Annotated in this window: 17 protein-coding genes and 1 pseudogene; 6 read left to right on the top strand and 12 right to left on the bottom strand. The window is 71.4% G+C overall.

What is annotated here, in order from left to right; all coding sequences use genetic code 11:
* Nucleotides 1-4: 4 nt before the first annotated feature.
* The 8 genes from AC4BGC_RS02260 to AC4BGC_RS02225 all read right to left on the bottom strand — a co-directional run bounded on the left by AC4BGC_RS02260 (nt 5) and on the right by AC4BGC_RS02225 (nt 10,466).
* Nucleotides 5-3,049, bottom strand: a complete 3,045-nt coding sequence (locus AC4BGC_RS02260) for a hypothetical protein (protein ID WP_490554122.1) — start codon at nt 3,047-3,049, stop codon at nt 5-7.
* A 140-nt stretch (nt 3,050-3,189) separates the two neighbouring features.
* The gene (gene ilvA / locus AC4BGC_RS02255) at nt 3,190-4,431 is read right to left on the bottom strand and encodes a threonine ammonia-lyase IlvA (RefSeq protein WP_490554121.1); all 1,242 of its coding nucleotides are present in this window, start codon (nt 4,429-4,431) and stop codon (nt 3,190-3,192) included.
* A gap of 43 nt (nt 4,432-4,474) precedes the next feature.
* The gene (locus AC4BGC_RS02250; RefSeq protein ID WP_490546360.1) at nt 4,475-4,909 is read right to left on the bottom strand and encodes a VOC family protein; all 435 of its coding nucleotides are present in this window, start codon (nt 4,907-4,909) and stop codon (nt 4,475-4,477) included.
* A 24-nt stretch (nt 4,910-4,933) separates the two neighbouring features.
* Nucleotides 4,934-7,465, bottom strand: coding sequence for a DEAD/DEAH box helicase (locus AC4BGC_RS02245; protein ID WP_490554120.1), 2,532 nt, complete (start codon nt 7,463-7,465; stop codon nt 4,934-4,936).
* Nucleotides 7,466-7,527: 62 nt separating this feature from the next.
* Nucleotides 7,528-8,817 carry an acetamidase/formamidase family protein gene (locus AC4BGC_RS02240; RefSeq protein WP_490554119.1) on the bottom strand — a complete coding sequence of 430 codons (1,290 nt, stop codon included), beginning with the start codon at nt 8,815-8,817 and terminating at the stop codon, nt 7,528-7,530.
* A gap of 92 nt (nt 8,818-8,909) precedes the next feature.
* Nucleotides 8,910-9,092 carry a hypothetical protein gene (locus AC4BGC_RS02235; RefSeq protein ID WP_490546363.1) on the bottom strand — a complete coding sequence of 61 codons (183 nt, stop codon included), beginning with the start codon at nt 9,090-9,092 and terminating at the stop codon, nt 8,910-8,912.
* A gap of 111 nt (nt 9,093-9,203) precedes the next feature.
* A complete protein-coding gene (locus AC4BGC_RS02230) occupies nt 9,204-9,530 on the bottom strand; it encodes a TraR/DksA family transcriptional regulator (protein WP_490546364.1) in 327 nt (108 codons plus the stop codon).
* A gap of 54 nt (nt 9,531-9,584) precedes the next feature.
* Entirely contained in the window at nt 9,585-10,466 is an 882-nt protein-coding gene (locus AC4BGC_RS02225) for a metallophosphoesterase (RefSeq protein WP_490554118.1), read from the bottom strand.
* Between the two features lie 100 nt (nt 10,467-10,566).
* Between AC4BGC_RS02225 and AC4BGC_RS02220 the strand changes: the two genes are divergently transcribed.
* Nucleotides 10,567-11,343, top strand: coding sequence for an exodeoxyribonuclease III (locus AC4BGC_RS02220; protein WP_490554117.1), 777 nt, complete (start codon nt 10,567-10,569; stop codon nt 11,341-11,343).
* Here the strand turns inward: AC4BGC_RS02220 and AC4BGC_RS02215 are convergent, their stop codons facing one another.
* A complete protein-coding gene (locus AC4BGC_RS02215) occupies nt 11,344-12,591 on the bottom strand; it encodes a metallophosphoesterase (RefSeq protein ID WP_490554116.1) in 1,248 nt (415 codons plus the stop codon).
* 70 nt (nt 12,592-12,661) lie between these two features.
* A complete protein-coding gene (locus AC4BGC_RS02210; protein ID WP_490554115.1) occupies nt 12,662-13,750 on the bottom strand; it encodes a glycoside hydrolase family 26 protein in 1,089 nt (362 codons plus the stop codon).
* Between the two features lie 203 nt (nt 13,751-13,953).
* On the opposite strand from AC4BGC_RS02210, the gene AC4BGC_RS02205 reads away from it, so the two are divergent.
* From AC4BGC_RS02205 to AC4BGC_RS02195, 3 genes and pseudogenes are all read left to right on the top strand, one after another.
* Nucleotides 13,954-15,231, top strand: a complete 1,278-nt coding sequence (locus AC4BGC_RS02205) for an HNH endonuclease signature motif containing protein (protein WP_490554114.1) — start codon at nt 13,954-13,956, stop codon at nt 15,229-15,231.
* Entirely contained in the window at nt 15,228-16,412 is a 1,185-nt protein-coding gene (locus AC4BGC_RS02200; RefSeq protein ID WP_490554113.1) for a DNA recombination protein RmuC, read from the top strand. Before AC4BGC_RS02205 ends, AC4BGC_RS02200 begins: the two co-directional genes overlap by 4 nt.
* Nucleotides 16,413-16,464: 52 nt before the next feature.
* A pseudogene (locus tag AC4BGC_RS02195) lies at nt 16,465-16,794 on the top strand (DUF6542 domain-containing protein); the annotation flags it as partial.
* 38 nt (nt 16,795-16,832) lie between these two features.
* On the opposite strand, the gene AC4BGC_RS02190 reads toward AC4BGC_RS02195, so the two are convergent.
* Both AC4BGC_RS02190 and AC4BGC_RS02185 read right to left on the bottom strand, forming a co-directional pair.
* The gene (locus AC4BGC_RS02190) at nt 16,833-17,453 is read right to left on the bottom strand and encodes an L-threonylcarbamoyladenylate synthase (RefSeq protein ID WP_490546372.1); all 621 of its coding nucleotides are present in this window, start codon (nt 17,451-17,453) and stop codon (nt 16,833-16,835) included.
* A gap of 4 nt (nt 17,454-17,457) precedes the next feature.
* Nucleotides 17,458-18,468 (bottom strand): 4-hydroxy-3-methylbut-2-enyl diphosphate reductase, encoded by a 1,011-nt coding sequence (locus tag AC4BGC_RS02185; protein WP_490546373.1) that lies wholly within the window; start codon nt 18,466-18,468, stop codon nt 17,458-17,460.
* A 37-nt stretch (nt 18,469-18,505) separates the two neighbouring features.
* Between AC4BGC_RS02185 and xseA the strand changes: the two genes are divergently transcribed.
* Together xseA and AC4BGC_RS02175 are read left to right on the top strand one after the other, a co-directional pair.
* Nucleotides 18,506-19,768: an exodeoxyribonuclease VII large subunit gene (gene xseA, locus AC4BGC_RS02180; RefSeq protein ID WP_490546374.1), complete on the top strand. Its 1,263-nt coding sequence runs from the start codon at nt 18,506-18,508 to the stop codon at nt 19,766-19,768.
* Nucleotides 19,761-19,967 carry an exodeoxyribonuclease VII small subunit gene (locus AC4BGC_RS02175; protein WP_490546375.1) on the top strand — a complete coding sequence of 69 codons (207 nt, stop codon included), beginning with the start codon at nt 19,761-19,763 and terminating at the stop codon, nt 19,965-19,967. Before xseA ends, AC4BGC_RS02175 begins: the two co-directional genes overlap by 8 nt.
* Nucleotides 19,968-19,982 lie beyond the last annotated feature (15 nt).

Below are 19,982 nucleotides of genomic sequence, written 5' to 3'. Positions count from 1 at the left end.
CGGCTCACGGCTCCGGGAAGAACGCCGCCGTCCGGAAGGGTGGCACCCAGGTGCCCGGCGGGACTTGCCGCGCCCAGTCCTCGACGGTCTCCCGATAGGCCGCGGTGTGCGGATAGCCGCTGTGCGTCATCACGAGCGGCCCCGGGTCCCCCGACGGCTCCACCGGCACCTCCGGGACGTAGAGGTCGTGGGTCCCCTCTCCGTTGGAGAAGACCCGGAAGCCCAGGGGGTCCGAGCGACGGAACAGGTTCACCCAGGGCGGTCGCTGCGAGTCGGTCCACGAGGTCGCGGCCAGCAGCCGCGCCCGCAGCGAGCCCGTCGCGTCGGGCGCCGGTGGAGCGGCGTCGGCAGGGAACGCGGTGCCCGCCCGGGGTGCGTCGGGCTCGGGGTCCGCGAAGCGCACGGTGCCGCTCGTGGCGGCGTACCCCAGGGGTTCGGGACCGAGCACGGCCGGGAAGATCCGGCCGTACCAGGCGCGGATCTGGCTGCCGTAGGTGATGATCCGGACCCGCTGCAGCTCGGGCATCGTGAGCCTGCTCGCCACGGCCATCAGGATGGCCGACCCCTGGCTGTGCCCGGAGAGCACCACGAGGTGCCGGGTGTCGCGCAGCACCCAGCGGACCCGCACGAGGAGCTCGGGGACCACGCGCTCCGCGTAGCAGGGCGGAGCCAGCGGGTGCGCCGCCCGGGGCCAGAACGTGGTGAGGTCCCACAGGATCCCCACTCCCTTGCGCGTCCCGTCGTCCTTGCGCATCCGGGAGAGCACCAGGACCAGCGCCAGGGAGAAGCCCAGCACCCCCCACAGCGCGAGCTCCGCGAGCGGCCGGAACCCCGACCAGTGCATCCACGGGGCCTTCCCCGTCGAGGCCCCCACGATCAGCACCAGGACGATCGGGACCGTCATCGCACCAAGCAGGTCCAGCAGGCGCTCGGCACGGTGGACGTACGCCGCCCGCACCCGGGCCCGCACGCACGCGTCCCGGTCCTTCGCCGGGACCGTGGGATCCGCTTCGACCACCGCACGCACCGGCCCGCTCAGGCGGCTGCTCAGCCGCAGCAGGCACACCCCCGCGAGGACCAGCGCGACCAGGAACCACACCACCTGCACGATCGGTGCCCACACCAGGACCTGCGGCAGCACGAGCGGTGCCTGCGGCGGGTCGCTGACCGCGACGTCCACGTCCGGCCTCTTGTCCACCGTCCGCACGCCGACCTCCGCGCCCTTGGTGTCCAGCGAGGCGCTCGCCACGAACCCGGGCTCCTCGACGGTGCAGGTCTCCGGCGGCTCGGTCTCCGTGTCCGCCCCGCTGCGCAGGCAGCCGTCCTGCACCACCAGCGATCCGTCCTCGGGCAGCACGAGCACGGAGTTGTGCATCTCGGTGGTGCCCAGTCGCACCGCCACCCGGCGCGAGTCCGCGTCGGCGCCCGGCAGTACCCGCACCAGGGTGTCCGTCTCGAGCCGGCCCGAGCGCACCACCAGCCGGTCGCTGGAGACGTCGACCACGCCACCGACCACGCGCACGTCACCGCCGAGCCGGTAGACGTAGCGACCGGTGGGGTCTCCGTCGTCCACCAGGTCGAGGTCCTGGGCATTGAGCGCCGATCCCACCTGGGAGGCCGCGTAGTGCGTCTGCAGGTCGGCGACGTCGTGCGCGGAGCCGTTGAGCTGGTCGGCCGCCAGCGTGACCACCGCTGTGGTGAACAGCAGCGCCGTCCAACCGGCGGCGTTGAGCAGCAGCGAGGCTCCGGCGCCGCGCCAGGCCGTTGGGGAGTCGTCTCGGCCGCGGTACTGCCGCAGCAGCATCACCAGCCAGCCGACCAGCAGCAGCCCCCATGCCGACCAGGTCAGCTCCCGCGGCAGGCCGACCTCGTCCCCGACGTAGGTGCTCGAGGCCAGCAGCAGCACCGGGACGAGGAAGCCCGCCCCCACGTGCAGAGCGGTCCGCTTGCCGCTGCAGAAGGTCAGGACCCCGACCGCGGCCAGCCCGACGAGCGCGGCGATGAACCACACGTTGTGTCCCGTCAGGTCACCCCCCTCGTCGAGACGTCCCGGGACCGGTGGCAGCACCAGCAGCGCCAGGTGGACCACGAGCAGGAGCACCGACGCCCGTAGCAGCTGTCCGCCCTGTCCGGTGGCGTCGTCCCCGGGCTCCGTGGCGCACTCCACGTCACCGGGTCGAAGCGATCCCGCGGTCCACACGACGACTGCGCCCAGCAGCGCCGCGGCTGCCAGCACACCGGCCTGGAGCCAGGTCCACACCGAGGCCTTGTCGCTGCCGAGACCCAGCTGGACCACCGGCGCTCCGGTGTAGACGATGACCACCACCAGGGCGAAGGCGATGTGCAGGCGACGCAGCCGCAGGACCGTGATCCGCCCGTCCCACATCGCCCCGCGCTCCAGCGGGGCTGCCCCTCCCCGGCGCTCCGGGCGGTCGGGGTCGCGCACCTCCTCGAGCCGGGCAGCCGAGCGCCCGGACAGCAGCCACAGGCCGGCCACGACCAGCAGTGGGACCACCGACCCCACGGCGATCCGTCGCGGCACTGTCTGCCACGGGTCGCGGGCCAGGAAGTCGAGCAGGCCGGGAAGAGCGCCGCAGCCCGGCGTCCCGCCGCGGTAGCACTGCCACGCGAGCAGGTCGATGCCGAGCAGGCAGGCCGTCAGCACGACCAGGGCCGTCAGCAGGAGCGCGCCGGTGCGCACGTAGCGGGCCGTCCGACGAGCCGCCGCGGTGTTCGTACCGAGCTCGGGGCGGGCCCAGTAGGCGAGGTTGGCGAGCGCGAACGGCAGCAGGAACAGCCACCCTGCACGGCGTACCCATCCCAGGAGCCCGCCGACGCCTGAGGTGAGGTTCCCCCAGGAGTAGGCCTCGACGGCCATGTTCTTGGGCAGCGTGCGGTTGGGGACGCAGCCGTCCGTCGTGCGGTAGAGGCCGGTGAGTCCGTCGCCGGCCACCTGCCCCACGGCGGTCGTGCCCAGCATCGAGGCAGGGGTGGTGCCGTGCACGCCGTGCACCCGGACCTCGAGAATGCCCGCGCCGTCCTGGGGCATGGCCGCCACCACCGATCGATCGCCTGCCCGTCAGCATCCACCGCCGTTCGGTCAGGGGCAATGGCCCGATCCGCTCATGACAACCGGGGCATTCCTCGCAGTGCCGGACGAGTCGGAGAGCGTCGTCGAGCGTCCGCGCCCTAGGTGACGAACTCGAACAGCGGCGACCCGGAGGCGACCTTCTCGATGGTCAGGTTGCTCGCACCCATCCGCTCCATCAGGTCGGGCAGCCCGTCCGCGGACGCGAGGTCGATGCCGATCAGCGCCGGGCCGGTCTCGCGGTTGGACTTCTTGACGTACTCGAAGACCACGATGTCCTCGCCGTCGGCCAGCACGTTGTCGAGGAACCCGCGCAGCGCTCCGGGCTCCTGGGGGAACCCGACCAGGAAGTAGTGCCGGATCCCCTCGTGCACCATCGAGCGCTCGATGATGTCGGCGTAGCGGCTGACGTCGTTGTTGCCGCCCGAGACCACGCACCCGACGCGGGACCCGGGTTCGAGGTCGAGCTGGGCCAGGGCGGTGGAGGCCATCGCTCCCGCGGGCTCGGCGATCACGCCGTCGCTCTGGTAGAGCGCGAGCATCTCGGTGCAGACCGCGCCGGGCTCGACGGTCACGATCTCGTCGACCAGGTCGCGCACGATCGGGAACGTGCGCGAGCCGACGGTGCCGACCGAGGCGCCGTCGATGAAGGTGTCGAGGTCGGGGACCGGCACCGGGTGCCCGGCGGCCAGGGCCAGGGTCATGCTGGGCGCCCCGGAAGGCTCCACGCCGACGATGCGGATGTCGGGCCAGGTCTCGCGCAGCCAGACCGACATCCCTGCGAGGAGTCCCCCGCCGCCCACCGGGATCACCACCACGTCGAGCGGGCGGTCAGCGTCGCGGACGAGGCCCACCGCAACCGTGCCCTGCCCGGCGATGGTGCGCTCGTCGTCGAACGGGTGGACGTAGGTGCTTCCGTGCTCGGCGGCGTAGAGCAGCGCGGCCGCGGAGGCCTCGTCGTAGGTGCGTCCCTGCATCGTCATCTGGACCCGGCCCGCGCCCAGCTCGCGGATCCGGTCGCGCTTCTGGCGAGGGGTGTTGGTGGGCAGGAAGATGTGACCCTCCGCCTGCAGGCGCGCACAGCTCAGCGCCAGGCCCTGCGCGTGGTTGCCGGCGCTGGCGCACACGACGCCGCGGGCGAGCTCGTCCGGGGTCAGCGAGGCCATCAGGTTGAAGGCGCCGCGCACCTTGTAGGAGCGACCGACCTGCTGGTCCTCCCGCTTGAGCAGCACCTCGACGCCGTACTTCTGCGAGAGCCGCTCCGAGCGCTCCATCGCGGTCGGCCGCGCGATCAGGGGTACGACGGTCGCCGCGTGAGCGACGTCCTCAGGGGTCACGGTCATGCCTCGACCCTAGAAGGTGGCCCCGTTGGGTCGAGCAGCACGGCTAGTCGAGGCAGAACTCGTTGCCCTCGACGTCCTGCATCACCAGGCACGACTCGTTGATCGCGTCGGCCGGCAGCAGGTGCATCCGCCTGCCACCGAGCGCCACGAGGCGTGCCGCTTCCTCCTCCAGGACCGTGACCCGCTCGTCCCCGGTCAGGCCCACGCCGACGCGTACGTCGAGGTGCACCCGGTTCTTCACCGTCTTGGGCTCGGGCACCCGCTGGAAGAACAACCGCGGCCCGACCCCGTCCGGGTCCTGGCAGGCCCACTTGGAGCCCTGGGCCTCGACGGGAAGCGTGGCGTCGACCGCGTCCCAGGACTCGAACCCCGGCGGGACCGGCGGATCGACGTACCCGAGCACGGCCTTCCAGAACTCCGCGACTGCTCGCGGCTCCGCACAGTCGAAGGTCACCTGCACCTGTCTCACCTGGGCCATCGGCCCAGAGTAGAACGCGGAGGCTCAGCCGCCCAGCCGCTGGAACCCGGTGACGTCGAGGACCAGCTCGCCCTCGTCGTCGGAGGCCGCCAGGTCCACGCTCGCGAGGATCCGCCAGTCGTGGTCGCCCAAGGGGTCCCCGATGATCTGCTGGACCTCCCAGAACTGCTCGCCCTTCTCGATCAGCAGCATCTGCGGTCCCCGCGCGTCCGGTCCGGTGTCGATCGAGTCGTGCTCGGCGAAGTAGTCCTCCAGCGCCTCGCGCCAGTCCTCGGCCGTCATGGTCGAGGACGCGGCGACCTCGAGCTCGCCGAGCTGCTCCCAGCGGCGCAGCGCCGCCAGCTCCACCCGGCGGAACATCGCGTTGCGCACCAGCACGGTGAACGCGCGCTGGTTGGCGGTGATCCGCTCCGGCACCGGGGGCAGGATGTCCGGCGCGACCGGACCGGCCAGCCGGTCGGGGTCGCTGAGACGCTCCCACTCGTCGAGCAGGCTGGAGTCGGTCTGGCGTACGACGGCGCCGAGCCACTCCTCGATGTCCTCGAGCTCGTCGGTCCGCACCCGGTCGGGAACGGTCTGGCGCAGCGCCCGGTAGGCGTCGCCGAGGTAGCGCAGCACCAGGCCCTCCGAGCGGGTGAGGCCGTAGTAGGCGACGTACTCGCCGAACGTCATCGCGCGCTCGTACATGTCGCGCACCACCGACTTCGGCTGCAGCGCGTCCTCGCCGACCCACGGGTGTCGCTGGCGGTAGAGGCCGAAGGTGTGCTCGAGCAGCTCCTCGAGCGGCTTGGGCCAGGTGACCTCGTCGAGCAGCTCCATCCGCTCGTCGTACTCGATCCCCTCGGCCTTCATCTCCCCGATCGCCTCGCCGCGGGCCTTGTGCTCCTGCGCGGCGAGCACGGGACGGGGGTTCTCCAGGGTCGCCTCGAGCACGGAGATCACGTCCAGGGCGTAGGTCGGAGCCTCGGGGTCGAGGGTGTCGAAGACCGCCAAGGCGTACGCCGAGAGCGGCTGGTTCAGCGCGAACCCCAGCTGGAGGTCCTCGACCAGGCGCACGCGCCTGCCGTCCTCGCCGCGGGGCTCGACCAGCTCGACCACGCCCGCCGCGAGCAGCGAGCGGTGCTGGGCGGCGGCGAGACGCATCAGCCGGCGCTGGGAGCGCTCGTCCTCGTGGTTGTCGCGGAGCAGGTGGCGCATTGCCGCCGCGGGGTCACCCGGCCGGGCGATCACGTTGAGCAGCATCGCGTGGCTGACCCGCATCCGGGAGACCAGCGGCTCCGGCTCGGCGGCGACGATCCGCTCGAACATCTCCTCGGTCCAGGTGACCTGCCCCTCGGGCGCCTTCTTGCGCTGCACCCGCTTGAGCTTCTTCGGGTCGTCACCGGCCTTCTTGACCAGCCGGGCGTTCTCCACGACGTGGTCGGGCGCCTGCACGACGACGGTGCCGGCCGTGTCGAACCCGGCCCGTCCCGCGCGCCCGGCGATCTGGTGGAACTCCCGGGCCTTGAGCAGGCGCTGGCGGCGGCCGTCGTACTTGGAGAGGCCGGTGAACACCACGGTGCGGATCGGCACATTGATGCCGACGCCGAGGGTGTCGGTGCCACAGATGACCTTGAGCAGGCCGGCCTGCGCGAGCTGCTCGACCAGACGGCGGTACTTCGGCAGCATCCCCGCGTGGTGCACCCCGATGCCGTGCTTGACCAGCCGGGAGAGGGTCTTGCCGAACCCGGGGCTGAACCGGAACCCGCCGATGAGCTCGGCGATCCGGTCCTTCTCCTCGCGGGTGCACACGTTGATGCTGGTCAGCGCCTGGGCGCGCTCCAGCGCCGAGGCCTGGGTGAAGTGCACGACGTAGACCGGGGACTGGTGGGTGGTGAGCAGCTCCTCGAGGGTCTCGTGCATCGGGGTCACCGCCCACTCGTAGCTCAGCGGGACCGGCCGGGTGACGCTGGTGACGGCCGTGGTCTCGCGTCCGGTACGACGGGTGAGGTCCTCCACGAACCGGGTCACGTCCCCGAGCGTCGCGGACATCAGCAGGAACTGCGCCTGCGGCAGCTCGAGGATCGGCACCTGCCAGGCCCAGCCCCGGTCGGGCTCGGAGTAGTAGTGGAACTCGTCCATCACCACCTGGCCGATCTCGGCCTCGGCTCCCTCGCGCAGCGCGATGTTCGCGAGCACCTCCGCGGTGCAGCAGATGATCGGCGCCTGGCTGTTGACCGCGGCGTCGCCGGTGAGCATCCCGACGCTCTCGGGGCCGAACACCTCGATCAGCGCGAAGAACTTCTCCGAGACCAGGGCCTTGATCGGCGCGGTGTAGAACGTGCGCTGCCCGCGGGCGAGCGCCGCGAAGTGTGCCCCGGTGGCGACCAGGCTCTTGCCCGTCCCTGTGGGCGTGGAGAGGATCACGTTGTTGCCGCTGACGATCTCGATCAGCGCCTCCTCCTGCGCCGGGTAGAGCGTCAGCCCCTGGTCGGCAGCCCAGGTCTCGAAGACGTCGAAGAGGACATCGGGGTCGGGGTCACCGGAGGCGGGGGGAAGACGGTCGAGGAGGGGCATCGCCCCGTCATCGTCCCCGAACGGCGAGCGTTAACCCAATTGCGCCCAGACTCCTGCGAGGGTCACCACCGCTTGGTCCGGCCGAAGTCCGCCTTCCGGATCAGGGCGTGGATGCCCGTCGTACGGTCGACGACCTGCGAGCACTGGAAGTCCGACGCGGCGGACAGGTAGGCGTAGGCGACCGGTGCGGCCATCCCGATGTCCTCGGTGAGGAACTTCAGCGCCTGCCGCACGGCGGTCTTCATCGCGATGTCGAGGCTGGTCGCGTTGCCGCCGTTCTCCGGGCCGTCGGGGTCGCTGAGCCCGATCGGGATCCACGACTCGGGTGTCTCGGCGAAGGGGTAGTCGAACGCCGTCCTCGGTGCCCCGCGCTGGCCCTTCTTCACCACGGTCAGCCGGAACGTGGGACGCAGCGACCCCTCCATCGCGGTCAGGGCGACCTCGCCGTCGCCCTGGGCCATGTGCGGGTCACCGGCGAAGAACATCGCTCCGGCGACCTGCACCGGGAGGTAGAGCGTGGAGCCGACCGTGAGGTCGTTGATGTCGATGTTGCCGCCCGCGTCGGTGGGCGGGACGGAGTCGACGACCGCGGAGGTGTCCCGCGCGACGCCCATCAGCCCCATGAAGGGGTGCAGGTCGAACCCGACCGGGACCGAGCCAGGCAGCCGGCCACGCAGCTTCTTGCCGCGCCGCTCCACCGAGGTGAACACGCTGATGTTGCCGCCCTCGTTGAAGTACGGCGCGAACGCGCGCACGCCCTCGAACTTCTCGGGGTACTCCCCCGGGAGCGCTCCCTTGCCGTGCCGGTTGGAGATCACGCCGTAGGGGACGCGCAGCGGCAGGTCGAGCACCTCGATCTTGAGCACGTCGCCCGGCTGCGCGCCGCGTACGGCGATCGGGCCGGTCACCACGTGCGGCCCCGGTCCGTCGTGGGTGGACCGGGCGGCGACGGCGATGGCGTCCTTGAGCACCTGTCGCTCCGGGACGCCGTAGGTCTCGAAGAACGCCCGGGGGTCCTTGCCCTGGTCCTCGAGCAGGCCCTCGTGGGAGATCGTGTCCATCGTGACGACGGACCCCGAGCTCACCACCGCGACCGGGGTGCTGGTGCGGTTGGGCAGCTTGCCCCAGTAGACCTCGTTCGCCTTCGCGGGCACGTAGCGCCCACGGGGTCGCCCGGCGCCGGGTTGCAGCACCGCGGTTGACCGCGATCCGGCCGTTGCCGCCTCGGCGTCGAGCAGTGCCGGCGCCGCTGCGGCCCCGGCGACGGCCGCTCCCAGGAGGGTCCGTCGGCCCAGACCGGAGGCCGGCTCGGCCAGCGCGCTGGTGGTGTTGTCGTTCTCGAACTGAGGCATCTGGGACTCCCGAGGGGGTGAGGATGGGCTCCTCACGCAACCAGCGCCGTGTTTCAGCCTCAGGCTGCCGAGGTTGCGTCCCGGTTAACCACTCAGCGCCGCAACCGGCTCAGCACACCGCGCACGCCACGCCCGACCGCCTCGTCCTTGCGCCGTTGGCCGCCGTCGCCCGTGCCCGGCGTGGTGCCACCGGCGGGCCCGCCACGACGACCGCCCGCTCCCCCACCACTGCGCGAGCCCATCACCCGGTTCACGATTCCCCTGAGGTTCGCCATGACCCCTCCTGATCTGTCCGGCCGGGCGTCGTTGCCCGACGTACGTCCCGTGCCCCTGCTCCCCCGGATGCATGCCTGCGGACGGCAGCAGCGGCCCGGATCAGGCCCGGATCAGGCGCGGGCTGCGTCCCGCACGCAGAGCACCGACCACGGCAGCGCCTCGAGGCGTCCCTCGGGAATCTCCTCGCCGCACACGTCGCAGCAGCCGTAGGTGCCCTCGTCGAGCTTCTCCAGCGCACGCACCACGTCGGCGCGCGTCCCCTGGAGACCGTCGTGCACGGCTACCTGGGTGAGCCGGTCCACCGCCATCGAGGTCCCCTCGCCGATGCGCTTGCCGAACGAGATCGAGCCCTGGTCCGAGGGCTTCTTCTCCAGGGTCGCCATCTGGTCGTCGATCTCCGCGAGCTTCGCGACGAGGGTGGTGCGGGGGTCATCCATCCCTCCAGCATGCCCCTCCGGCGCTCGCGCAACCCGACTGCCGGGAGACTCGCCTCAGTCCAGCGGGTTCTCGTGCGCCCAGACCGGCGAGTCCTTCGCGGAGAGCAGCTCGTGCCGGTCGGCGGGCGCCATCTCCTCGAGCTCGGCGGCGAGGTGCAACGGGTAGCCGGCCACCTCGTCGGCGTCCGGGAGCGGGACCACCGAGTGCACCACCCGGTCGTCGTAGAGGTGCATCATCGTGAGCGACTGGTGCCCGTCGACCGCCGAGAGCAGGCGGGCCGTCGGGGCCGGGTCCGCGAGGTAGCAGGTGGCCGACGCGACCGAGACCGGAACTCCGGCGAAGGTGGAGTACGACGAGTAGTGGAAGTGGCCGCCGATCACGCCACGCACGTCGGTGCCCGCGATCACCTCCCCCAGCCGGTCCTGGTCGTGCAGCTCGATCAGCGCGGCGGCCCGGGTCATCGGCACCGGGATCGGCGGGTGGTGCAGCGCGACCAGGGTGCCGTACGGCGCTCGCTCGGCCAGCACGTCGCCGAGCCAGGCGAGCTGGTCGGCGGAGAGCTCGCCGTGGTGGTAACCGGGGACGGTGGTGTCCAGGGCGACGATGCGCAGCCCGTCGACCATGTGGACGCGGTCCTGGGTCCTCGCGCCGGAGCCCTCCTCACCGAAGAGCGCACGGGCGTAGTGCTCCCGCTCGTCGTGGTTGCCCATCACCCAGACCACCTCGGCGCCGAGCGCGGCGGCGGCCGGCTCCACGATCCCGCGCAGCGCCGCGTAGGCCTTCGGCTCCGCACGGTCGGCGAGATCACCGGTGAAGACGATCACCTGGGGCGGCATCTCCAGGCGGCTGAGCCGCGCCATCGCGTGTCGCAGGTTCTCGTGGGTGTCGATCGAGTCGTAGAGGCGTCGTTCGGCCAGCAGGTGGGGATCACTCACGTGCGCCACGACATGACGAGGAAGGGGATGCTGCCCCAACGGCTTCACACGGACGAGCATAGGGGTCTCGTCTCAGATACTGACCACATAGGCTCGCCCGATGCGCATCGCCACCTGGAACGTGAATTCGCTCCGCAGCCGGATCGATCGGGTCGAGGCGTTCCTGCAACGGCACGACATCGACGTGCTCGCCCTGCAGGAGACCAAGGCCCGCGAGGACCAGCTGCCGCTGATGGGCCTCTCGGTGCTCGGCTACGAGGTCGCGGCCGTGGGCCACGACCAGTGGAACGGGGTCGCGCTGATCAGCCGCGTGGGCCTCGAGGACGTCGAGGTCGGGTTCCCGGAGATGCCGACGTGGGGCGACCCGGCGGCGGCCGAGGCCCGTGCGATCGGGGCCACCTGCGGCGGCGTACGGGTGTGGTCGCTCTACGTCCCCAACGGCCGCAAGGTCGACGACCCGCACTACCTCTACAAGCTCGAGTGGCTGGCCCGGCTCCGGACCGCGGCGCGCTCGATGACCGGTGACGTGGCCCTGGTGGGCGACTGGAACATCGCCCCGCAGGACGACGACGTCTTCGACATCGCCCAGTTCGCCAAGAGCACTCACGTCACCCCGCGGGAGCGGGCCGCCTTCAACGGCTTCCTCGAGGACGGCTGGGTGGACGTAGTCCGCCCGCACACCCCGGGCCCCGAGGTCTACACCTACTGGGACTACTACCGGCAGCGCTACGAGCGCAACCGCGGCATGCGGATCGACTTCGTGCTCGGCTCGCCCTCCCTCGCAGCGAGGGTGACCGGCGCGTTCATCGACCGCGAGGAACGCGCCGGCAAGGGCGCCAGCGACCACGCGCCGGTGATCGTCGACCTCGCCGACTAGTCACTTCGAGCGCAGCTGGAGCAGCGTCACCTGGGGAGGTGCGCCGACCCGCACCGGCGGGCCCCAGAAGCCGGCGCCGTTGGTGACGTAGACCGGCACCCCGTCCACCCGGCCCAGCCCCGAGACGACCGGTTGCTCCAGTCGGGCCAGCTGTCCGAAGGGGGCCATCTGCCCGCCGTGGGTGTGCCCCGAGACCTGCAGGTCCACGCCGTACTTCGCCGCCGAGTGCGCCTGCACCGGTTGGTGCGCCATTAGCACCACCGGGACGTCTGGGTCCCGGTCGGCGAAGGTCTGGGCGAAGTCGGGGGCGTCGTAGTAGTCCTTGCCGGCGAGGTCGTTGACCCCGGCAAGGTCGAGTGCCCCGCCTCGGAACAGCAGCTGCGTCCGCTCGTTGCGCAGCGTGCGGACGCCGAGCTCGTCGAGGCGCTCGATCCATTCCTCGTGACCCGAGTAGTACTCGTGGTTCCCGGTGACGAAGAACGAGCCGTGGCGTGACCGGATCCCGGCCAGTGGCTCCGCGCCGACGCCCCGATCCTCGACCGAGCCGTCCACCAGGTCGCCGACGATGGTCACGACATCGGCGTCGAGCTCGTTGATGCGGTCGACGATCCGGCGCACGTGCGCCTCGCCCGCCAACGGCCCGAGGTGGATGTCGGAGACGACGACCAGCCGGGTGCCGTCCAGCGAACGCGGCAGCCGGGGAAGGGCGATCTGCCGGCGGTCGAGCTGGGGTGGCCCGAGCGCGCTCCGTACGCCGTACCCGACGGTGCCGGCGGTGGCCACCACGGCCCCGATCGCCAGGCCCCGGGAGAGAACCACCCTGCGCGTCGGACCGCTCGCCTCCGGCCCGGTTTCCTGAGTCCCGGTTTCTGGCCCAGGCCCAGGCCCACACACAGGCCCAGACGCAGGCACAGTCTCAGACGCAGCCCCGACCGCAGCCTCCTGCCGGCGCCACCACCGCGAGACCGCGAACCGCGGAACCTCCAGGACGACCAGGAACGTGACCAGGTAGAACAGCACCCCGAGCCAGAGGTAGCCCGGCCAGGCCAGCCACTCCGCGACCCCGGTCCCGACCCCCACCAGGGTGGCCGGCACCAGCAGTCCGAGCACCCCGAAGACAACAGCGCCGATCCTGCGCACCCGTCGGTCGAGAACCGTGTCCCGCACCAGTCGTCGCCACAGGTAGAAGTGCACCGCAACGACCAGGAGCAGCGCGACGACGAGGGCTGCCAGGAAGGCGATGATCACGCTCGGACGCTACGGGGGTGCGCCAACTACCGTGCCCATCCCCTTGATTTCTGGCCCCTGAACGCGCCGGTCAGAAGATCCGGTCCCGGCCGACCGCCCGGCCTGCCTGGGCGAAGGAGGCGAGGCTGCCGGGTCCGTTGGTCAGGTAAAAGTTGCAGCTCTTCCCCCGGAAGGTGCCGTTGGCGTCGAAGCGGACCACTGCCTTGAGGTTGGACAGCTGCCGCAGCGTCGCCGGGATGCCGGCGTGCCACTGCTTGGACCGGGTCTGGTTGGCGTTGTCGTACTGGGTGCCGTACTCGCTGAGCAGGAACGGCTTGTGCGCCAGGCCGATCTTCTGCATCCAGCGGTAGGTGGGCCAGACCTTCTGGCCGAACGTCTGCCAGCCCGTGCCGTTGCACCGGTAGAAGTTGTAGGGGTCCCAGCCCACCCAGTTGACGTAGGCGCCACCGGGATAGCCCTGCCGGATCCGGGCGGCGTTGCCCCCGCCGAGGTAGCCGGTGGAGACCCAGGCCCAGGCGACGTTGGAGACCCGGTAGCGGTTGAACACCTTGACGATGTGCCGGTACGCCGCCACATAGTCGGCCATCGAGCCCTTGTCGCGATGGGAGTCGAACTCCGGGTCGAAGGCGATGAACACCGGCCTCTTGTAGGCCTTCACCCGCTTCGCCGCGTTGTTGACGTAGCGGTCGTAGCGCCCGTTGGCGATGGCCCGCCAGGAGAGGTTCCGGTTGGTGTCGGAGACCCGCGCCTGCCAGGAGATGAACAGCTTGCGGCCCCCGGCGCCGAGGCGACGCTCGTAGACGTCGGGGAACTGTCCCTGGTGGATGTGGTCGGAGAAGTCGTGGTACCTCAGGCTCAGGTCGAACCTGCGGCCCACCTGGGACTCGAGCCGGCGCACGGACGCCTCCGGGCCGCCGTTGCGGATGCTGTAGACCCCCCAGAGGGCGCCGCACTTCGGTGCGAACTTGGCCTTCGCCCCGCACCGGCGCTTCTTCTTCTTGGCCACGTGGACGACGTCGTCCTTGACGACGGCCTTCGAGCCGTCGGTGTCGGGCTGGGGGCCGGGGACGACCGGTTGGGTCGACATCACCAGGGCGGCGACGGCAGATCCGGCGATGAGGATTCTGCCCAGTCGTAGGGTCCGAGACGTGGGGAACATGGTGCTCCTGTCGATGCGAGTCGATCCGAGCCCCCGTTCGAGCAGGCTAACAAAGGAACCGGTTTCCCATCAGTGCCTCCGAAGACCGGATTGCCCGCGCACCCGGACTGCCTGCTCGTCGCGACAAGCGGTTGAGTCCGCTGTTGCACACAGATCCGCCGTCACCTCTTGACTCGAACATCTGTTCGATCGAGAATGGATGCATGACCTCGCTCCTGGACCGCCGGCCCGACAGTGACCACCCGGTCCTGTCCGGGATGGCCGCCCTGGAGGCAGCGCTGGACCAGCTGCTGGCCGGCGCGAAGCAACCGCTCCCGGATGGCGAGTACGCCGCCCTGGTGACCCGGCTGGAGCGGGACAGCCGCCGCCTGGAGGCGGTGAAGCTCAATGTGATGGGCGCGGCCGACAGAGCCGGGGCTGCAGCGGCCGCGGGGTTCACCGGGACAGAGGCATGGGTGGCCCGGCAGACCACCACCACCCGCGTCGCCGCGGCCCGGGAGGTGGGGATCGCCCGCGAGCTCGCCGGCGGTGGGCACGACGCCACTGCTGCGGCGCTCGACGAGGGGACGGTCTCCCCCGCGCACGCCGCGGTGATCCTCCATGCCGCTCGCCAGCTCCCCGGGGGCGTCAGCGCGGAACAGCGCGAGGTCGTGGAGGCGGTCCTGGTCGCCAAGGCGCAGCGGTTCGACCCCGACCAGCTGCGCCGCGAGGCCCGCCGTGCGATCGAAGCGATCGAGCCCGACCAGCAGGCCGTCGACGCCCACGAGGACGCCCAGCTGCGCACCGAGGAGGAAGCCGCGCGCTCCCGGTCGCGGCTGACCTTCCACGACAACGCAGACGGCACCACCACCGGACACTTCACTCTCCCCAGCACCGAGGTGGCGCACCTGCGCAAGATCATCGACGCGATGACCGCGCCGCGCAGGATGGCCGCGAGGAGTGGCGCCGCGCCAGACCGGGCCGTGACCGCCACCTACGACTGGGACCACCGCCGCGGTCTCGCGTTCGGCGAGCTGCTCGAGCACCGGCCCACCGACCACCTGCACCACAAGACCGCTGCCACCGTGGTGGTCACCATCGACCACACGGTCCTGACCGGGGCGCTGAAGGCGGCCCACCTCGACACCGGCCACCAGCTCAGCGCCGGTGAGGCACGGCGGCTGGCCTGCACCGCAGCGATCCTGCCCGCCGTCCTCGGCGCCGGCTCCGTGGCGCTGGACCTCGGCCGGGAGAGCCGGCTGTTCTCCCAGGCACAACGCATCGCCGCCGGGCTGCTCCACGACACCTGCGCCGCCGAGGGCTGTGAACGTCCCTACGCCTGGTGCGAGCTCCACCATGAGCACTCCTGGAGCCACGGCGGCAGGACCGACCTGGCCAACGCGATCCCGTTGTGCCACTGGCACCACCAACGCATCCACGACTCCGGCTACCTCCACCACCGACAAGCCGACGGCACCCTGCGATTCAGCAGACATCGATGAGGTCCCCGGTGTTGTCGGTGCCTGCTGCCACCCTGATGGGCATGGACCTCCTGCTGCCCGTGCTCACCCTGGTGATCGGCATCCTGCTCGGCGCCGTCGCGGTGCTGCTGTGGTCCCGGCGTGCCGGGGACCCCGACGTGCTGCGGGCGCTCGCCGCCCGCGGTGACGACCAGGCCGTGCTCCGGGACGGCCTCGACCGGCTGCACGAGCGGCTGATGGACGTGGAGCAGCAGCGGGCCTCCTGGCAGGGCCAGCTGCGCCAGCAGGTCGCCGACATGCGGCACAGCACCGACCAGCTGCGGCGGGAGACCGGCGCGCTGTCCACTGCCCTGCGCAAGCCCCAGGTCAGGGGCCAGTGGGGCGAGCTGCACCTGCGCAAGGCAGTTGAGCTGGCCGGGATGGTGGAGCACTGCGACTTCCAGCAGCAGGTCCACCTGACCCGGGAGGACGGCGCCCTGCGGCCCGACCTCGTGGTGCACCTGGCGGGGGGACGCTCCGTGGTCGTGGACTCCAAGGTGCCGCTCGACGCCCACCTCGACGCGCTGGCGAGCGAGGACCCCGAGGAGGTCGAGGCCCACCTGCGCCGTCACGTGCGCCAGGTGCGCAGCCACGTCGACGCCCTTTCCGGCAAGGCCTACTGGCGCTCGATGCCCGGCGCCCCCGAGTTCGTGGTGATGTTCGTGCCGGCCGAGTCGTTCCTGGCCGCGGCGCTGGAGACCGACCCCGGCCTGCTGACGTACGCCGCCACGCGGGACGTGGTCATCGCGACCCCCACGACGCTGATCGCACTGCTGCGCACCGTGGCCCACGGGTGGACCACCGAGGCGCTGGCCGAACGCACCCGGGAGATCCACGAGCTCGGCCGCGAGCTGCACACCCGGGTGGGAGTGATGGGCGCCCACCTCGACAAGATCGGCCGCTCGCTGAAGGGCGCCGTCGAAGCGTTCAACAGCGCGGTCGGCTCGATCGAGAGCCGGGTGCTGGTCACCGCCCGCCAGTTCGAGGACATCGGGGTCACCCGCGCCGAGATCGCCCCGGTCCAGCCGGTGACCCAGGTCCCCCGGCCGCTGACGGCGGCCGAGCTGCTGGACGCCGTGGCCGAGCCACGACCGGAGTTCGGGCCCACCACTGACCCGGTGATGGGTGCCGAGACCGGCGAGTCGCGTCGCCCGAGCGCCTGACTGGGCCTACCTTGTCGCTGTGAGCGCACCCACCGTGTGGGAAGAGGGTCGGATGTCAGCCAGCCGCGTCACGCGGTTGGCGGTCCTGCTCGGCCTGGTGGTGCTTGCCATCGACCTGGCGATCTTCGGCCGGCTCACCGTTCTCTTCGACATCGGGTTCGTCCTGATCTGCATCGCCGCGTCGCTCGCGGTCCGTCCGCGGGACTCCTTCCGCGTCGGGGTGCTGCCCCCGCTGCTGATGCTCGGCTTCATCGCCCTGGTGGCCGTCGTCCATCGCGAGTGGATCGCCGACCCCGGTGACGGTCTCGTCCAGGCCGTGGTCTCGGGCCTCGCGCACCGGGCCAGCGGGCTGCTCACCGGCTACCTGCTCGCGCTGACCGTGCTCGGCGTACGCCAGCGGGTGCGCGTCCGGCGGCGGATTCACTCGAAGCGCGTCGGGTCCCCGGCGCCGACCCGCTCGACCACGGGCACTCCTTCGGACAGGTCGACCACGGTGGTGGGCACCGAGCCCGTCTCCCCGGCGTCGATCACCGCGTCCAACCACTGATCCAGCTCGTCCTTGATCTGCCAGCCGTCGGTCATCGGCTCGGCTTCCCCCGGCAGCAGCAGGGTGCTGGACAGCAACGGCTCCCCCAGCTCCTCGAGCAGCGCCTTCACCACCGGGTGGTCGGGGATGCGCACCCCCACGGTGCGCTTCTTGGGGTGCATCAGCCGCTTCGGCACCTCGCTGGTGGCGGGCAGGATGAACGTGTAGGGCCCCGGGGTGGCCGCCTTGACCGCCCGGAAGGCGGCGTTGTTGAGCTGGACCAGCTGACCGAGCTGGGCGAAGTCGCGGCACACCAGCGTGAAGTGGTGCTTGTCGTCGAGGCGACGCAGCCGCTTGATCCGGTCGAGACCGTCGCGGTTCCCCAGCTGCACCCCGAGCGCGTAGCAGGAGTCGGTCGGGTAGGCGACGAGGCCGTCGTTCCGCAGGAGGTCCACGACCTGCGCGATCGCCCGCGGCTGCGGGTCGACCGGGTGGACGTCGTAGTACCGCGCCACGACGCTACTGCCCGCTCTGGGCCAGAGCCGCCTTGCGGATGTCGCGCCGCAGCTCGGGGGGAAGGGCGAAGATCAGCGACTCCTCGGCCGTGTGCACGGCCTGGGCGTCGGGGAAGCCGCGTGCGGTGAGGAAGTCGAGCACGCCGGTGACGAGGTCGTCGGGCACCGAGGCGCCGGAGGTCACGCTGATCGAGCGCACCCCGTCGAGCCACGCCTCGTCGATCTCGCTGGCGTCGTCGATGCGGTACGCCGCCCGGGCACCCGCCTCGAGCGCCACCTCCGCCAGCCGCACGGAGTTCGAGGAGTTCGCCGAGCCCACCACGATCACCAGGTCGGCGTCGGGGCTGATCGCCTTGACGGCCAGCTGCCGGTTCTGGGTGGCGTAGCAGATGTCGTCGCTCGGGGGGTCGAGCAGCAGCGGGAAGCGTTGCCGGATGGCGTCGACGGTGGCCATCGTCTCGTCGACCGACAGCGTCGTCTGGGACAGCCAGGCCACCCTCGCCGGATCCCGCACGACGATGTTGTCCACGTCCTCGGGGCTCTGCACCAGCTGGATGTTCTCCGGCGCCTCGCCGGCGGTCCCCTCGACCTCCTCGTGCCCCTCGTGCCCGATCAGCAAGATGTCGTAGTCGTCGGCGGCGAAGCGCTTGGCCTCGTGGTGGACCTTGGTCACCAGCGGGCAGGTGGCGTCGATCGTCTTCAGGCCGCGCTCGGCAGCCTGGGTGTGCACCAGCGGGGAGACCCCGTGGGCGGAGAACACCACCGTCTTGCCCTCGGGCACCTCGTCGAGCTCCTCGACGAAGATGGCGCCGCGGGCCTCGAGACCGGCCACCACGTGCTTGTTGTGCACGATCTGCTTGCGTACGTAGACGGGGGCTCCGTAGAGGTCGAGCGCCTTCTCCACGGTGATCACGGCACGGTCGACACCGGCGCAGTAGCCCCGCGGAGCGGCCAGCCGGACCGCGCGGTCGGCCTCCTCTGGAGGCAGGAAGCTCGGCGTACCCAGGTCGGTCATGTGCCTCATCGTAGGTCGCTGGCCTTAAGGTCGCCCAATGGCCATGGACACCTCTCCGGAGCATCCGGCCCCCGTCCGCCAGATCACCCAGGCGATCGGGCAGTGGATCGACCGGCTCGGTGCCGTCTGGGTCGAGGGCCAGGTCACCCAGATCTCCCGTCGTGGGGGGATGAACACGGTCTTCCTGACCCTGCGCGACAAGCTCGCCGACATCTCCGTGCAGGTGACCTGCAACCGCGCCGTGGTGGACTCCCTGCCCACGCCGCTGGTGGAGGGCGCTCAGATCGTCTGCCATGCGAAACCCACCTTCTACGCGAACCGCGGCACGCTCTCTCTCGCGGTCCGCGAGATCCGGCTGGTCGGCGAGGGCGAGCTCCTCGCCCGGCTGGAGCGTCGTCGCCAGCTGCTCGCGGCCGAGGGACTCTTCGCCGTCGAGCGCAAGCGCCCCCTGCCCTTCCTGCCGCGCAACGTCGGCCTGGTCACCGCGCAGAACTCGGCCGCCGAGCGCGACGTCCTCGAGACCGGCCGCCGCCGCTGGCCCGGTGTCCGCTTCACGGTGAAGTACGCCGCGATGCAGGGCATGCACGCCGTTCGCGAGGTGATCGCCGCGGTGGAGGTGCTCGATCGCGATCCGTCGGTCGACGTGATCGTGATCGCGCGCGGCGGCGGCTCGGTCGAGGACCTGCTGCCGTTCTCCGACGAGGCCCTGATCAGGGCGGTGTTCGCGGCGACGACGCCGGTCGTCTCGGCGATCGGGCACGAGCCGGACTCCCCGATCCTGGACCTGGTCAGCGACGTCCGCGCCTCGACCCCCACCGACGCCGCCAAGCGGGTGGTGCCCGACGTGGCCGACGAGTCGCAGCGGGTGATGCAGCTGCGTGAGCGTGGCCGGGCAGCGATCAGCAACCTGGTCGCCCGCGAGCTGCACCAGCTGGCCGCCCTGCGGTCGCGCCCGGTCCTGGCCGATCCCCGGACCGGCCTCGACGAGCGGATGGCCGAGGTCGAGGCCTACCGCGAGCGGGCCCGGCGTACCTTCCGGCACCGGATCGACCGCGGCGACGACGACCTCGTGCACCAGATCGCCCGGGTGCGTGCACTGTCCCCGCTGGCCACCCTGCGCCGCGGCTACGCGGTGCTCTCCGACGGGCAGGGACAGGCCCTGTCCAGCGTGGCGACCCTCGAGGCCGGCGACACCATCCACATCCGGGTGGCCGACGGCCGCATCGGCGCCACCACCACCTCGGTCGACCAGATCGACCTGATGCCCGACTCCAGCGACGACGAGGACGACCGTGCCTGAACAGCCCAGCGAGACCGAGCTCTCCTACGAGGACGCCCGCGACCAGCTCATCGAGGTGGTGCGCACCCTCGAGCAGGGCGGCACCAGCCTGGCCGAGTCACTGGCCCTGTGGGAGCGGGGCGAGGAGCTGGCCAAGGTGTGCCAGCGCGCCCTGGAAGGGGCCAGGGCACGGCTCGACGAGGCCCTCGAGGAGGACTGACCCGGTCGGTCCGGC

The organism is Nocardioides sp. Z38_18 (genome assembly GCF_058215695.1).
Note: the sequence above shows the minus strand (reverse complement) of the source record. Positions and strands in the feature narration are given on the sequence as shown.

Coding starts and splice junctions, on each gene's coding strand:
- ilvA (WP_490554121.1), bottom strand. CDS start 4,431: ATGACCGTGACCCCTGAGGACGTCGCTCACGCGGCGACCGTCGTACCC.
- AC4BGC_RS02250 (WP_490546360.1), bottom strand. CDS start 4,909: ATGGCCCAGGTGAGACAGGTGCAGGTGACCTTCGACTGTGCGGAGCCG.
- AC4BGC_RS02230 (WP_490546364.1), bottom strand. CDS start 9,530: ATGGATGACCCCCGCACCACCCTCGTCGCGAAGCTCGCGGAGATCGAC.
- AC4BGC_RS02240 (WP_490554119.1), bottom strand. CDS start 8,817: ATGCCTCAGTTCGAGAACGACAACACCACCAGCGCGCTGGCCGAGCCG.
- AC4BGC_RS02260 (WP_490554122.1), bottom strand. CDS start 3,049: ATGCCCCAGGACGGCGCGGGCATTCTCGAGGTCCGGGTGCACGGCGTG.
- AC4BGC_RS02235 (WP_490546363.1), bottom strand. CDS start 9,092: ATGGCGAACCTCAGGGGAATCGTGAACCGGGTGATGGGCTCGCGCAGT.
- AC4BGC_RS02210 (WP_490554115.1), bottom strand. CDS start 13,750: ATGTTCCCCACGTCTCGGACCCTACGACTGGGCAGAATCCTCATCGCC.
- AC4BGC_RS02245 (WP_490554120.1), bottom strand. CDS start 7,465: ATGCCCCTCCTCGACCGTCTTCCCCCCGCCTCCGGTGACCCCGACCCC.
- AC4BGC_RS02200 (WP_490554113.1), top strand. CDS start 15,228: ATGAGGTCCCCGGTGTTGTCGGTGCCTGCTGCCACCCTGATGGGCATG.
- xseA (WP_490546374.1), top strand. CDS start 18,506: ATGGCCATGGACACCTCTCCGGAGCATCCGGCCCCCGTCCGCCAGATC.
- AC4BGC_RS02185 (WP_490546373.1), bottom strand. CDS start 18,468: ATGACCGACCTGGGTACGCCGAGCTTCCTGCCTCCAGAGGAGGCCGAC.
- AC4BGC_RS02205 (WP_490554114.1), top strand. CDS start 13,954: ATGACCTCGCTCCTGGACCGCCGGCCCGACAGTGACCACCCGGTCCTG.
- AC4BGC_RS02220 (WP_490554117.1), top strand. CDS start 10,567: ATGCGCATCGCCACCTGGAACGTGAATTCGCTCCGCAGCCGGATCGAT.